The organism is Thermomonas fusca DSM 15424 (genome assembly GCF_000423885.1).
GTDB lineage: Bacteria > Pseudomonadota > Gammaproteobacteria > Xanthomonadales > Xanthomonadaceae > Thermomonas > Thermomonas fusca.
The window spans coordinates 140,340-154,550 of record NZ_AUIV01000005.1 but is presented as its reverse complement, the minus strand read 5'-3'; the positions used below and the strand labels follow the sequence as shown (position 1 = coordinate 154,550).

At 69.0% G+C, this 14,211-nt stretch carries 13 protein-coding genes; 2 read left to right on the top strand and 11 right to left on the bottom strand.

The window, feature by feature from the left end; all coding sequences use genetic code 11:
• Positions 1 to 187 precede the first annotated feature (187 nt).
• From dapE to map, 6 genes are all read right to left on the bottom strand, one after another.
• Positions 188 to 1,318, bottom strand: coding sequence for a succinyl-diaminopimelate desuccinylase (gene dapE, locus G582_RS0102700; RefSeq protein ID WP_028838518.1), 1,131 nt, complete (start codon positions 1,316 to 1,318; stop codon positions 188 to 190).
• Entirely contained in the window at positions 1,315 to 1,677 is a 363-nt protein-coding gene (locus G582_RS0102695; protein WP_028838517.1) for a Spx/MgsR family RNA polymerase-binding regulatory protein, read from the bottom strand. Before G582_RS0102695 ends, dapE begins: the two co-directional genes overlap by 4 nt.
• Before the next feature lies 1 nt (position 1,678).
• Positions 1,679 to 3,568 carry a CocE/NonD family hydrolase gene (locus G582_RS0102690; protein WP_028838516.1) on the bottom strand — a complete coding sequence of 630 codons (1,890 nt, stop codon included), beginning with the start codon at positions 3,566 to 3,568 and terminating at the stop codon, positions 1,679 to 1,681.
• A gap of 262 nt (positions 3,569 to 3,830) precedes the next feature.
• Complete coding sequence (gene dapD, locus G582_RS0102685) at positions 3,831 to 4,727, bottom strand: 2,3,4,5-tetrahydropyridine-2,6-dicarboxylate N-succinyltransferase (RefSeq protein ID WP_343122280.1); 897 nt, start codon at positions 4,725 to 4,727, stop codon at positions 3,831 to 3,833.
• On the bottom strand, positions 4,673 to 7,267 hold the full coding sequence (gene glnD, locus G582_RS0102680; protein ID WP_028838514.1) for a [protein-PII] uridylyltransferase: 2,595 nt from the start codon (positions 7,265 to 7,267) through the stop codon (positions 4,673 to 4,675). Before glnD ends, dapD begins: the two co-directional genes overlap by 55 nt.
• On the bottom strand, positions 7,264 to 8,040 hold the full coding sequence (gene map, locus G582_RS0102675; RefSeq protein WP_028838513.1) for a type I methionyl aminopeptidase: 777 nt from the start codon (positions 8,038 to 8,040) through the stop codon (positions 7,264 to 7,266). The genes glnD and map overlap by 4 nt, the downstream gene beginning before the upstream one ends.
• A 538-nt stretch (positions 8,041 to 8,578) precedes the next feature.
• On the opposite strand from map, the gene rpsB reads away from it, so the two are divergent.
• Positions 8,579 to 9,358: a 30S ribosomal protein S2 gene (gene rpsB, locus G582_RS0102670; protein WP_028838512.1), complete on the top strand. Its 780-nt coding sequence runs from the start codon at positions 8,579 to 8,581 to the stop codon at positions 9,356 to 9,358.
• A 158-nt stretch (positions 9,359 to 9,516) separates the two neighbouring features.
• Positions 9,517 to 10,395: a translation elongation factor Ts gene (gene tsf, locus G582_RS0102665; protein ID WP_028838511.1), complete on the top strand. Its 879-nt coding sequence runs from the start codon at positions 9,517 to 9,519 to the stop codon at positions 10,393 to 10,395.
• Between the two features lie 72 nt (positions 10,396 to 10,467).
• Here tsf and rlmH read toward each other — a convergent pair whose 3' ends face one another.
• The 5 genes from rlmH to holA are packed head-to-tail and all read right to left on the bottom strand — an operon-like array spanning position 10,468 to position 14,200.
• Positions 10,468 to 10,938 (bottom strand): 23S rRNA (pseudouridine(1915)-N(3))-methyltransferase RlmH, encoded by a 471-nt coding sequence (rlmH, locus tag G582_RS0102660; protein WP_028838510.1) that lies wholly within the window; start codon positions 10,936 to 10,938, stop codon positions 10,468 to 10,470.
• Complete coding sequence (locus G582_RS0102655; protein ID WP_051246517.1) at positions 10,938 to 12,077, bottom strand: hypothetical protein; 1,140 nt, start codon at positions 12,075 to 12,077, stop codon at positions 10,938 to 10,940. The genes rlmH and G582_RS0102655 overlap by 1 nt, the downstream gene beginning before the upstream one ends.
• The gene (gene rsfS, locus G582_RS0102650; protein ID WP_028838508.1) at positions 12,061 to 12,465 is read right to left on the bottom strand and encodes a ribosome silencing factor; all 405 of its coding nucleotides are present in this window, start codon (positions 12,463 to 12,465) and stop codon (positions 12,061 to 12,063) included. Before rsfS ends, G582_RS0102655 begins: the two co-directional genes overlap by 17 nt.
• Entirely contained in the window at positions 12,462 to 13,163 is a 702-nt protein-coding gene (gene nadD / locus G582_RS15180) for a nicotinate-nucleotide adenylyltransferase (RefSeq protein WP_248642643.1), read from the bottom strand. The genes rsfS and nadD overlap by 4 nt, the downstream gene beginning before the upstream one ends.
• A complete protein-coding gene (gene holA / locus G582_RS0102640; protein WP_028838507.1) occupies positions 13,160 to 14,200 on the bottom strand; it encodes a DNA polymerase III subunit delta in 1,041 nt (346 codons plus the stop codon). Before holA ends, nadD begins: the two co-directional genes overlap by 4 nt.
• Positions 14,201 to 14,211 lie beyond the last annotated feature (11 nt).

Here is a 14,211-nt window from a genome sequence, read left to right as displayed (position 1 = left end):
AAAGCCCGCATCCTTCGATGCGGGCTTTGGGTGATTCCGGCTTGCTGTCGCTTCGCCTATGCGCGGGCCCGCAGCCGCGCACGATGGTTCGTGCCGCGATTATTGCGGTTGAGGTTGTTGGCGGTGGCGACGAAGGAGCGCATGGGCCGACTATGGCACGCCGGATCCGGCGCGCGCAAGCGCCCTCTCAATCAACCAGCAGCCGCTCCATCAGCGCCAGATAAAGATCCGGCAGCCGTTCCAGATCGGCCACGCGCACGTGCTCGTCGACCTTGTGGATGCTGGCGTTGACCGGGCCGATCTCGATGCACTGCGCGCCCAGCGGGGCGATGAAGCGGGCGTCGGAAGTGCCGCCGCCGGTGCTTTCCTCCGGCATGTGGCCTGCGAACTGCGCAAGCACCTCCCGCGCCGCCGCGCGCAGCGGGCCTTCCGGTGTGTGGAACGGCTCGCCGCCGCGATGCCAGTGGACGCTGTAGTCCAGCCCGTGCGCGGCCAGCACGGCCTCGCACTCGGCTTCCAGCTGCGGCGCGCGCCAGTGCGGGTTGTAGCGCAGATTGAACAGCACCTGCAGTTCGCCCGGAATGACGTTGTTGGCCCCGGTGCCGGCGTGGATGTTGCTAACCTGCAGGCTGGTCGGCGGGAAGCTCTCGTAGCCCTCGTCCCAGCGCCGGGCCGCCAGCGCCGCCAGCGCCGGCATCGCCTGATGGATCGGATTGCGCGCCTTCTCCGGATAGGCGACGTGGCCCTGCACGCCGCGCACCGTCAGCGTCGCCGACAACGTGCCGCGCCGGCCGACCCGCAGCAGGTCGCCCAGCGCCGCCTTCGACGACGGCTCGCCGGTGATGCACCAGTCGATGCGCTGGCCGCGCTGGCGGAACACCTCGGCGACCTTGCGCACGCCGTCGATGGCATCGCCCTCCTCGTCCGAGGTCAGCAGCAGGGCCACCGTGCCAGGATGGTCCGGATGCGCGGCGACGAAGCGTTCCAGCGCGATGACGAACGCGGCGACGCTGCCCTTCATGTCGGCCGCGCCGCGCCCGTACAGCAGGCCGTCACGGACCTCGGGCAGGAACGGGTCGCTGGCCCAGGCCTCGCGTGGGCCGGGCGGCACCACGTCGGTATGGCCGAGCAGCGCCAGCACCGGGCCGCCGCTGCCGTGCGTGGCCCACAGGTTGTCGACTTCACCGAAGCGCAGGTGCTCAATTGCGAAACCGGCGGCGCGCAGGCGCGCGGCGATCAGCGCCTGGCAGCCTGCATCCTCCGGCGTCACCGACGGCCGTGCGATCAGCTCGCAGGCCAGCGCGACGACATCGCTCATGCGCCGGTGCCGAACAGCTTCTTGAAGCCGTTGTCGGAAAAGCCCTGCGACACCGTGCCGTCGCCCAACACCACCACGGGGCGGCGGACCAGCTGCGGGTATTCCTTCAGCAGCAGCTTCCACTCCGCATCGCTGCCGGGCGCCTTGCGGTTCGGCGGCAGCTGCCGCCACGTCGTGGACGACTTGTTGACGAGCGCATCCCAGCCGCCCACCGCGTCCTTCCAGCCGCGCAGCGTTTCCGGCGACTGGCGCTCGTCGCGGTAATCGACGAACGCATGCTCGATGTCGAAGCGCTTGAGCCAGTTCAGCGCCTTCCTGCAGGTATCGCAGTTCTTCAGTCCGTACAGCGTCGCGGCCATCTCAGCGTTTCACCACCGGCAGTTCGACATAGCTCGCATTATCCGCCGAATGATGGATCGCGTTGTCGGCCACCACCGCCTCGCGCTCGGTTTCGTTGGGGCCGCCGGTGTTGAGGTTGCGGGCGAACTTGGGGAAATTGGAGCTGGTGATCTCGACGCGGATGCGGTGGCCCTTGCCGAACTGGATCGAGGTGGTGATCGGCGTGGGCTTGAGCGTGTAAACCGTGCCGGGCTGCATCAATGCGGGCACCGTGTAGCCATCGCGATAGCGCGCGCGCAGCATGGTGTCGCCGATGATCCACGCGGTGCCGTCCGGCGCCACGTCGACCAGCTTCACCGCGAAGTCGGTGTCCTTGGCGCTGGACGACACCTTCAGCACCGCATCGACGAACCCGGTCACTTCCATCGGCTCCTGCAGCGGCGCGCTGGTATAGACCAGCACGTCGTGGCGCGATGAAATCTGGCGCTGGTCGAACGCACCGGGGATAACCACACCGCCGTTGCAGCAGTCGCCACCACCGATGGTCTGCACGGGGTTGGCCGGGTCATAGCGATAGCTGTCCTTCGGTTCGTCGGCGCGCGGCGCTTCGAATGACAGCAGGCCGTCGCCGTACATCGAATTGGCATTGCCGCCGGAGCGCAGGTACATGCGCACCGGCTGCGCCGCCTTCGGCGGCCACTGCGCATCCGACTGCCAGCGGTTGGCGCCCATGGTGAAGTAGCGCACATGCGGCGTGTCGGCAGCGAACGCCTTCGGCTGGTCCTTCAGCCAGCGGTCGAAGAAGCCGAAGATCTGCTGGTTGACCGGGAAACTGGCGTCGCCCATCTCGCGGTCTCCGACCTTGTAGTCCTTGCCCAGTCGTGCGAACTGGCAGTGCGGGTTCGGTCCCACCACCACGTACTGGTTGGCACTGGCTTCGCGATCCGAATTGACGCTGCGCGCGTGGTTGTACAGCGCCATGTTCGGGCCGATGGACACGTCGTACCAGCTGTTGAACCACAGCGCCGGCACGCCCCAGCCCATCGAGTCGTCGTACAGGCCGCCCTTCTTCCATTCGGCATCACCTGGTCCACGCGCGATCATCGATTCGAACGTGGCCGGCGGCTCACCCAGCGAGGACAGCAGGCTGGCGTAGGGCAGGTGCCAGATGTGCTTCTTCCATTCGACATCGGGCTTCCTGGTGTCGAGATCGTTGTACTGCGCGATCCGCGCACGCATCGGCCCGGACAGGTCCTGCGGCAGCTGCGCGCGCAGGGGATTGTCGACGCCGTACATCCAGATCGCGAACAGCGTGCGCGGCACGCCGCCGGTGTAGAAATTGCCCTGTTCCCAGAACGGGCCGACCTTGCCGATGCCCGCGCCCGCCGCCATCGGCACCATCGCCGCATGCGCCGGATGGTTCATCGCCGCCAGCGCCAGCTGCCATTCCGCCGACGACGAACAGCCCAGCGTGCCGACCTTGCCGTTCGACCACGGCTGCTTGGCGATCCAGCTGAGGGTGTCGTAGCCGTCGGTCTGCGGGTAGCCCAGGATCTCGTACTTGCCCTGGCTGAAATAGCGGCCGCGCTCGTTCTGCACGATGAAGGCGTAGCCGTTGCGCACCGCTTCGGCGGCGAAGCGTGCGGTGCTGCCGCGCAGCACGTGTTCGTTGTAGGGCGTCTTCCACAGGATCGTGGGCAGCGGGCCCTTCGCGCCCTTGGGCCGCCAGATGTTGGTGGACAGGCCAACGCCATCGCGCATCGGCACCAGCAGCGCGACCTCGGATTCTGCGATCGACGCCAGTTCGGCGCGCAGCCCGTCATCGCCGTAGCGCGAAAGATCCTGCGCGGAATTGGCCGAAGCTGCCGTCAGTGCGGCGACCAGCAGGGTGACGGACAGGCGCTTCTTCATGGCATCGCTCCGGTGAGGATGCCTATCCTGTCGCATGGCGCGCCGCGCCGCTCCCCTGCCGAAAGTCATGGATCTCCGGAATGGGCGGCGGGCAGCCAATCCCGCGACACGCCACGAGTCATGCCTGCGGGTTCGAAAGGCTGGCCGGCGTGCGTTGGCCGCGACCTTCGGCGACATGGATGTCGCCGATGAGCCTACATGGACGTATTCACGGCGTGTCGCGGACAACGCATGCCGGCCAGCCTCGCGCGGACACCATCAATCAATCCGCCAAACCGCGCAGCAGCTCGTTCACGCTGGTCTTGCCGCGGGTCTTCTCGTCCACCTGCTTGACGATCACCGCGCAGTACAGCGAATGGCTGCCATCGGCCGCCGGCAGCGAACCGGACACCACCACGCTGTACGGCGGCACCGAGCCGTAGCTCACCTCGCCGGTCATGCGGTTGTACACGCGCGTGCTCTGGCCGAGGAACACGCCCATCCCGACCACGCTGTGGTGGCCGACCACGAAGCCTTCCACCACTTCCGAGCGCGCGCCGATGAAGCAGTGGTCCTCGATGATGGTCGGCCCCGCCTGCAGCGGCTCCAGCACGCCGCCGATGCCGACGCCGCCGGACAGATGACAGCCCTTGCCGATCTGCGCGCAGCTGCCCACCGTGGCCCAGGTATCGACCATCGTGCCTTCGTCGACGAAGGCGCCGATGTTGACGAAGCTCGGCATCAGCACCACGTCCTTGCCGATATGGCTGCCCGCGCGCACTACCGCGCCCGGCACCACCCGCGCACCAAGCTGGCGGAACGCGACCTCGTCGAAGCCGGCAAAGCGCGCCGGCACCTTGTCCCAGAACGGCGCCGGCGCGGCATCGACCAGCGCCATCTCCTGCGTGCGGAAATACAGCAGCACCGCCTTCTTCAGCCACTGGTTGACCTGCCAGCCAGCGTTGCCATCGGGCTCGGCCACGCGCAGCTGGCCGCTTTCCAGCCCGGCGATGGCCGCGTCCACCGCGGGCCGCACGCGGCCGGCGATGTCGTCGGCGGTCAGCTCCGCGCGGCGCTCCCACGCATCTTCAAGCGTCGTGCGCAGGGCGGAAAAATCGGCTGCAGTCATCGGTTGTCTCCGTCGAAAACCGCCAGCAGTGCGGCGCGCAGGGCGTCGCAACGGTCCGGCGAAAGGGGGTGGTTATGTTCGTCGCTGACCAGCAGCAGGTCCTCGGCGCGCGCGCCGAAGGTGGCGATGCGCGCATCGTGCACGCGCAGCCGTTGTTCGCGCAGCACCCGCGCCACGTCGGCCAACAGGCCGGGGCGGTCGGTGCAGATCAGGCCGATGCGGGTGCCGCCGGCCATCTCGGTGAAATCCAGCTGCGGGGCCACGCGGAAGTGGCGGAGGTGGCGCGGCTGGCTGCGCCGCGCCGGCAGCAACCGGCCCAGATCGCCGGCCAGCGCCTGTGCCAGCGCCGCAGCCAGCAGCGCCGGTTCCGGCGCCTGCCGCTGCTCCGCCGGCAGCACGTGGAAGGTATCGAAGATGGTGCCGTCCGGGCCGTCCAGCACCCGCGCCTGCAGCACGCTCATGCCCAGGCGATCAAGGGTGATGACGATGGCGGCGAACAGGCCGTCGCGGTCGGGCATGTGCACCAGCACGTCCAGCCCGTCGCGACCGTCGCGGCCGGGGATCGCGCGCGCCGCCACCACCGGCTCGAACGGCAGCGCGCCGTTCAGCGCAGTGGCCTGCCAGGCGATCTGTTCGGGGCGGCTGCGCAGGAAATTCTCGTCCGGCATGCGCGCGAACATGGCGTCGACATCGGCATCGGCATGCCCGGTATCCAGCAGCAGCGCGCGCGCCGCAGCGCGGTTCTCGGCGATGCGTTCGGCGGCGGCCACCGGCTGCCCCAACCCGCGCCGCAGCGCCAGCCGGGTGGCAGTGTGCAGGTCGGCCAGCAGCCGGTCCTTCCAGCTGTTCCACAGCTTGGGCGACGTGCCGGCGATGTCGGCGCAGGTCAGCAGATAGAGCGCATCCAGCCGTTGGCGGTCGGCAACGATGGCGGCGAAGCGATGGATCACCTCGGGATCGGTGATGTCCTGCTTCTGCGCGGTGACCGACATCAGCAGGTGCCTGCGCACCAGCCATTCGACCAGCGCGGTGTCGGCCTCGGACAGGCCGTGCGCCTCGCAGAACGCGCGCGCATCGACCGCGCCGAGTTCGGAATGGTCGCCGCCGCGGCCCTTGCCGATGTCATGGAACAACCCGGCAAGCAACAGCAACTCCGGCTTGCGCAGCGACGGCCACACGTGGTGCGCGATGGAGAAGCGCGGATCGGCCTCGCCGCTGGCGAACTGGTCCAGATTGCGCAGCACCGCCAGCGTGTGTTGGTCGACGGTGAACACGTGGAACAGATCGAACTGCATCCGCCCGGACACGCGCTGGAACGCCGGGATCCAGCGCCCCAGCACGCCGGAGCGGGCCATGCGCTCCAGCGTCTTGACCGGGCGCGGGCCGCGCAGCAGCTGCATGAACGCTTCGCGCAGCGCCGGCGAGGCATCGGTGTAAGCGGGAATCTGCGGCAGTTCCTGCGCCAGTTCGCGCGCGCTTTGCGAATGCAGGCCGCGCAGGCCGGAATCGGCTGCCCACGCGGCGAACAGCGCGAACAGGTTGGCGGGATCGCCGGCCAGCCAGCCCGGTGATCGCGCCGCCAGCCAGCCGCCGCGGCGCTCGAAATCCGCATCGATGGGTTCGGGCGCGGCCACGCCTTCGAAATGCTCCTCGAAGCGCTGCAGCAGGCGGTCCCCGATCCGCCGCACCACCGCGGCGCTGCGGTAGAAGTCCTGCATCATTTTCTCGACGCCGAGCGAATCGGCATCGTCGACGTAACCCAGCCGCACCGCCAGCAGCTTCTGGTAATCGAAACGCAGCCGCTCCTCGCGCCGCCCGGCCACCAGATGCAGGCCGTAGCGCAGCCGGCACAGCGCGCGGCGCTCGCGCTCCAGCGCGGCAGCCTCGTCCCAGCCCAGCCGGCCCCGTTCGATAAGCCGGTCCAGCGCGTGCACGCCAAAGCTGCGCAGCGCCAACCAGCCCAGCAGGTGCAGGTCGCGCAGGCCGCCGGGGCCGTCCTTGAGATTGGGCTCGAGGTTGTCGGAGGTATCGCCGAAGCGCGCGTGGCGGCGACGCTGTTCCTCGCTCTTGGCTTCGAAGAACGCTTCCGCCGGCCACACCCGCTCAGGCGCGACGGCCGCGCGCAGCGACTCTTCCGTCGCCGCCGCGGCGCACAGCGGACGCGCCTCGATCAGTGCGGTCAGCACGCTGTGGTCGTCGCCCGCGGCGGCGGTGCATTCCCGCGCCGAGCGCACCGCATGGCTGGCTTCCAGGCCTGCGTCCCACAGCAGCGCCACGAAGCGTGCCAGCGCCGCTTCCCAGGCGCGCTGCGCCTCGGGTTCGGCCAGCACCAGCAGGTCGATGTCGGATTGCGGGAACAGTTCGCCGCGGCCGTAGCCGCCCACCGCGAACAGGGCCAGCGGTGCGTCCTCCGGAATACAGCGCCGCCATGCGGCGCGCACCTGCGCATCGACGGCGCGGGCGCGCAGCGCGATCAGGCGATCGGCGGGATGGCCGGCGTCGAAGCGTCGCGCCAGGCGGGCATCGATGCGCGCCTGCGCGGCCTTCGCCGCGGCGGACCAGGCCGGGTCACCGCCCGCCGGCGCGCTCACAGGTCGTTGTCGTCGCCCGGCAGCCGGGTCAGGATCTCCACGCCGTCGCGGGTCACCACCACGGTGTGCTCCCACTGCGCCGACAGCTTGCGATCCTTGGTGACCACGGTCCAGCCGTCCGGCAGCAGGCGGGTGTGGCGTGCGCCTTCGTTGATCATCGGCTCGATGGTGAAGGTCATGCCCTCTTCCAGCACCAGGCCTTCGCCCGGGCGCCCGTAATGCATCACCTGCGGGTCGTCGTGGTAGATCTTGCCGATGCCATGGCCGCAGTAGTCGCGCACCACGCTGAAGCGCTCGGCCTCGGCATAGCTCTGGATGGCATGGCCGATATCGCCCAGGGTCGCGCCCGGCCTGACCGCGCGGATGCCGCGGAACATCGCCTCGCGGGTGACGTCCACCAGCCGCTTGGCCATCACCGACGCGGTACCGACGATGTACATCCGGCTGGTGTCGCCATGCCAGCCGTCCTTGATGACGGTCACGTCGATATTGACGATGTCGCCGTCCTTCAGGACCTTGGTTTCGCTGGGAATGCCGTGGCAGATCACGTTGTTGACCGAAGTACACACGGTCTTGGGATAGCCGCGGTAGCCGATGTTGGCCGGGATCGCGCCCTGCACGTTGACGATGTGGTCGTGGCAGATGCGGTCGAGTTCCTCGGTGGTGACGCCCGCCTTCACGAACGGGGCGACCACCTGCAGCACTTCGGCGGCCAGCCGGCCGGCCTCGCGCATTTTCTCGATCTCGGCCGGGGTCTTCAGATTGATAGTCATTTGCGGATTATCGCGCATTGCGCGGGTGGCGGCAGAACGGCGTCTGCAAGACCGTTGTCCGGTGCTGGGATGCGCCGGGGGAAGAGTCCGCCGCTCGATCCAGTCATCCAAGACTGATGTCGCGGCCGCGGGCCATCCATGGCCCGCTCGGGCTCTTCCCCCGGCGCACCCCATCACCTCCATGCAACCAGACCGCCGGCCGGGGGCGAGCACAAAGCCGGGCAGGATGCCCGGCGCCCGAATCGGGCCAGGGATGGCCCGATTGAGGGACAAGCCGCCTCCGGCCGGCGGCCTGGTTGCAGCCATGATTTGCTCGCAAACCCCTCCTCCCCTATAATTCCGCGGCTGTAAACGCCATGCCGAGCGCCATCGGCAAATCCACACCTGTCGGCAACCCCCGCTCCGGGGTGCCCGCGCAAGCGGGTTCGGAAGCGGTGACGACGGGGAGGCCCAACCCCGGAATCCAGCGCCAGCCCCCGCGGCCGTGGCGCAGCGCCTTCATCCAACCGGCGCGGATTCCCTCATCGGAGTTTCAGAAATGCCCCAGATCACCATGCGCCAGATGCTGGAAGCCGGCGTCCACTTCGGCCACCAGACCCGCTACTGGAATCCCAAGATGGGCCCGTACATCTTCGGCGCCCGCGGCAAGATCCACATCATCAACCTGGAAAAGACCGTCCCGCTGTTCAACGACGCGATGAACTTCATCTCGGGCGTTGCGCAGAAGCGCGGCACCATCCTGTTCCTGGGCACCAAGCGCAGCGCGCGCGATGCCATCAAGGAAGAAGCCGAGCGTTGCGGCCAGCCGTTCATGAACCAGCGTTGGCTGGGCGGCACCCTGACCAACTTCGCCACCGTCAAGAAGTCGGTGTCGCGCCTGAAGGAACTGGAAGCCGCGGAAACCGACGGCACCTTCCAGAAGCTGGTCAAGCACGAAGTGATGGGCCTGCGCCGCGAGCGCGACAAGCTGGAAGCCTCGCTGGGCGGCATCAAGGAAATGAACCGCCTGCCCGACGCGATCTTCGTGATCGACATCGGCCATGAAGACATCGCCATCAAGGAAGCCAAGAAGCTCGGCATCCCGGTGATCGCGGTGGTCGACACCAACTACAACCCGGAACTGGTGGACTACGCGATCCCCGGCAACGACGACGCCATCCGCGCCGTGCAGCTGTACGCCCGCGCCGCCGCCGACGCCGTGCTGGAAGGCAAGGCCGCTGCCCCGAATTCGGCCACGGTGCGTGAAGAAGACTTCGCCGCCGCCGTCGAAGGCGAAGAGGCCAAGCCGGCCCGCCGCAACGGCAAGAAGGGCGAGTAATCGCCCGTCCCGCGGTCGCGCCCAGCTGCGCGGCCGCGGGTTACTGCTCGCCATTCCCGCGCAGGCGGGAGTCCAGGGACGTTGAACCCCGAACGGGCAAGGTCTCCGGATCCTGCTTTCGCAGGGATGGCGTTTCCATACATCTAGAGGTAATCCCCATGGCTGAAATCACCGCTTCCCTGGTCAAGGATCTGCGCGAGCGCACCGGCGCCGGCATGATGGAGTGCAAGAAGGCACTGACCGAAAACAACGGCGACATCGACGCCGCCGCCGAGGCGCTGCGCAAGTCGGGTCTGGCCAAGGCCGACAAGAAGGCCAGCCGCGTCACCGCCGAAGGCCGCGTGGCCGCTGCCGGCAACGGCGGCAACGCCGTGCTGGTCGAGATCAATTCCGAAACCGACTTCGTGGCCAAGGACGGCAGCTTCGTCGCCCTGTGCGACGCCATCGCCGCCGCCGCGCTGAGCTCCGGTGCTGCCGACGTTGAAGCCCTGAAGACCGCCAAGCTGGCTTCCGGCGAGACCGTCGAGGAAGCCCGCGCCGCCGCCATCGCCAAGCTCGGCGAGAACATCCAGGTGCGCCGCATGGTGCGCGTGGACGGCAACAACAACGTGGCGGCCTATGTGCACGGCGGCAAGATCGGCGTGCTGGTCGAGCTGGCCGGCGGCGACGCCGACCTGGCCCGCGGCCTGGCGATGCACATCGCCGCGATGAACCCGCCGCACAACAAGACGTCCGATGTGCCGGCCGAGTTCGTGGCCAAGGAAAAGGAAATCGAGCTGGCCAAGATGAGCGAAAAGGACAAGGCCAAGCCGGCCGAGATCCTCGAGAAGATCATCAGCGGCAAGATCAACAAGATCGTCAACGAGGTCACCCTGTACGGCCAGCCCTACGTGCTGGACGGCGACAAGACCGTCGAAGCCGTGGTCAAGGCCGCCGGCGCCGACGTGCTGGGCTTCCAGCGCCTGGTGGTCGGCGAAGGCATCGAGAAGGTGCAGGAAGACTACCTGGCCGAAGTCGCCAAGGCGATGCAGGTCTGATTCTTCGCGACACCCAACCCACGAAAAACCCGCCGGAAACGGCGGGTTTTTTGTTGCCCGCGTGCGCTGTGATCAGGCGCGGTGATAGGGATGGTTGGCCAGCAGCGCCGCCGCGCGGTAGATCTGTTCGGCCAGCACCAGCCGCACCAGCATGTGCGGCAGGGTCAGCGGGCCCAGCGACCAGTGTTCGTCGGCGCGGGCGATGACCTCGGCGGCATGGCCCTCGGGGCCGCCGATCAGGAAGGCGAGGTCGCGGCCCTGCCCGCGCCAGCGTTCGAGGCGTTGGGCGAGCTGTTCGGACGAATGCATTTTCCCGCGCCCATCCAACGCCACCACATGCGCGCTCTTCGGCAGCGCCGCCAGCACCCGCGCGCCCTCGTCGCTCATCGCGCGGGCGGTGTCACGACCCTTGCCGCGCACGCCGGGTTCGACCTCGACGAGATCGAGCGGCAGCCAGTGCGACAGCCGTTTCTGGTACTCGGCGAAGCCCTGCGCCACCCAGCCGGGCGCGCGCTCGCCCACGGCGATCAGACGCGCCTTCATCAGTACCAGTACCCGGCGTCATCCTGAGCGAAGCGCGCATCCTCATCGCCCAGCTGGCGCTGTTGTTTGAGCCAGCGCTTGAACGCCTGCGGTTGCTGCAGGCCGCGCAGGTCGGCGCGCATGATCGCCAGGTCGGCTTCGACTTCGCGCTTGCAACGCGCCAGCAGCTTGTCGAGCTGCTGCGGCTTCAGCCGCCGCGCCGGATCCAGCCCGTAGTCCGCGCAGAAGCCCTGCTCCACCTGCGCCAGTTCCCGCGCGACCTCCTCGCACTGCCGGGACAGCTCGCGGTTGTACTGCTGCAGGCGCGCGTCGGTGAGTGCATCCACGCCGGCGGCGTCCAGCAGGCCGATCTCCACCTGCAGCTCGATCAGGCCGATCAGGTCGCCAGCCTTGTAGCTGGCGTTGAGCCGCTGCATCAACACGGTGCGGCGCTGGCCGTCGGCGGCGTCGCGGGCGCGATCCGGATGCAGGCTGGCCGCGAGCCTGCGGTACAGCTCGCGCAGCGGCGGCGGCTCGTCGGCCGGCTGTTTGGCGCGTTCGCGCTGCTGCCGACGCGCCTTGCGCTGCCGCACATGTTCCTGCTGCTGGTGCATTCGCGCCTGCGCCTGCTCGAACACCGCGTCCGGCGAGTCCATCGCCTCCACGTCCTCGGGCGACAGGCCGAACGCAGCACCGAGCACCTGCTTGAACATCGCATCCGTTTCCGCCATGTCCGCGTCGTAGTCCTGCGGACTGTGGCGGTCGTACAGTGGCTTGAGTTCCACGCGACCGGCCTCGATCAATGGCCCGGCCAGCTGGCACAGCAGTTCGGAAAGAACGGCGCGATCACTCTTGGCCAGCTTGATGGTGGCGTCGCTGTGGTCCAGCAATTCCACCAGCGCGACATCCAGCTCGATCCGCTGCGCCAACAGCGGCGCCAGTTGCGACTGGTGGCGCTCATGCCAGCGCGGCAGGGCCTCGGCCCAGGCGCGCAGTTCGCCGCGCTGGCGCTCCAGCTCGGACACCAATTTGTCGAAGCGCTTGCGCGCCGGGCTGGCCTGGGCGCAGAGGCCGGACTGCGCCTGCAGCTGCTGCAGGACGCTGGCTGCCGCCACCGGCGCAACGGCCGTGACGGCACCGGGCTTATTCGTCTTCGCCACCCGCTGCCGGCGGCTGGTCGCCGACCGACCACAGCCGTTCCAGCGCGTAGAACTCGCGCACCCTCGGCAGCATGACGTGGACGACCACGTCCCCCAGGTCCACCAGCACCCATTCGGCCTCGCGCTCGCCTTCCACGCCCAGCGGCATCACGTCGAGCTTCTTGGCGAAGCGCACCACTTCGTCCGCCGCCGACTTCACGTGGCGGGTGGAGGTGCCGGAGGCAACCACCATGTAATCGCAGACGCTGCTCTTGCCGCGTACGTCTATTTCAACGATGTCCTTGGCCTTGAGTTCTTCCAGCCCGTCGTGCACGGCCTTCAGCAGGGCCTCCACGGAGGGCGGCGGGTTGGGCAGGCTGGTCTTGATGACTTGGGCGGCGGTGGTCAAGGGCGATCGCTCGATGGAAACGCAGGCAGTATAACGGCCGGGTTGCGGTAGAGATGAAGGCTGTCGATACGCGCGGCCACGGCCGCCGGCACCCACTCCCGCCACGGTTCGCCGGCGGCGATGCGGCGGCGCAGCTCGGTGGAGGACTCCGGCCGCAGCTCCGCCAGCGGCAGCAGGACGAAGCCGCCAGCCGGCCCATCAGCCAACGCATCGGGCGGCAGCCAGCGGCCATTGACCTGGGCCAGCACCTGCGGCGCCTGTTCGCGCAGGCGCGCGGCGTCGACCTCGGCACCCGGGCGCTGCACGGCGACGATATGGGCGAGGTCGAACAGTTCGCGCCAGCGGTGCCAGGTATGCAGCTGAAGCAGCGAGTCGGCGCCGACCAGCCACGCCAGCGGCGCGCTGGCGCCGGCTTCGGCGCGCAGCTCGGTCAGGGTGTCGAAGGTGTAGGACGGACCGGCGCGGTGCAGTTCGCGCGTGTCCACCCGCAGCCCCCGCTCGCCGTCGATCGCCAGCGCCAGCAGCTGCGCGCGCTGGTCGCTATCGGCATGGGTGGCGTCCTTGTGCGGCGGATCGCGCGCCGGCACCAGCGCCACCTCGGCGTGCAGCGCATCGCGGGCGGCGCGGGCGATGGCCAGGTGCCCGTTGTGCACCGGGTCGAAGCTGCCGCCATAGAACACCCGCAGCGGGCTGCTCACGATGCCAGCAGGCGCAGTGCGCCCGGATCCGCAACCGTCAGCAGCAGGCGTTCCAGCTGCAGCCAGGCGTCGTGGGATTCGCGGCCCGGCCGCACCCGGCCCTTGGAAATGCGGTCCACGCTGCCGGCTTCCACCAGCAACCGCTGCCAGCGCTCCGGCGGATGCCGCGACAGCGCGCGCTTGTACACGGCTTCCTTGGCCGGCCAGATGCGCTGCGCCTTGCACTCGGCGGCGAAATTGCGCGCGCGCGCCAGCGCGGCGACGGTGTGCAGCTCCTTCACCACCATGCCCATCAGCGCCGGGATCGCCTCGCCTTCCGCCTTCAACCCGGCGATCACCCGCGACACCTGCGCGGCTTGCCCGTTGAGGGCGGCATCGACCAGCCGGAACACGTCGAAGCGCGCGGAATCGGCGACCAGCGCATCCATCCGCTCGACATCCAGCACCTCGGCCTGACCCTGCAGCAGCAGCGCCAGCTTGTCCACTTCCTGCGCCGCCGCCAGCAGGTTGCCTTCCACCCGCTGCGCCAGCCGCGCCACCGCGTCGGGTGCGGCCTTGATGCCGCGGCTGCGCAGGCGCTGGCCGATCCAGCCTGACAGCTCCTGCGGCTTCACCGGCCAGGCGATGGCGAGGTGCCCGGCGCGGGCGACCGCCTCGCTCCACTTGCCGGCGTGCGACTTCGACCATTCGCCGGCGATCACCAGCAGCACCACGTCCGGCGGCGGCGCGGCGCAGAAGCCGGAAATCAGCTTCGCGCCCTCCGCGCCCGGCTTGCCGGTGGGCAGACGGACTTCGATCAGGCGACGGCTGGCAAACAGGCTGGGCGCGTTGATCGACGCATCCAGCCCGTCCCAGTCGGCATCGCGGCCTTCCATGTCGTGCACTTCGCGGTCGGGGATGCCCTGCGCGCGCGCGGCGGCGCGCACCGCGTCGGCGGCTTCCAGCACCAGCAGCGGCTCGCTGCCGGCTATCAGATAGACCGGCCGCAGCGGCTCGTTGGCCAGCTGTCCGGCAAGGCGGTCTGCGCCCAGTTCCATGCGCGGCCTGC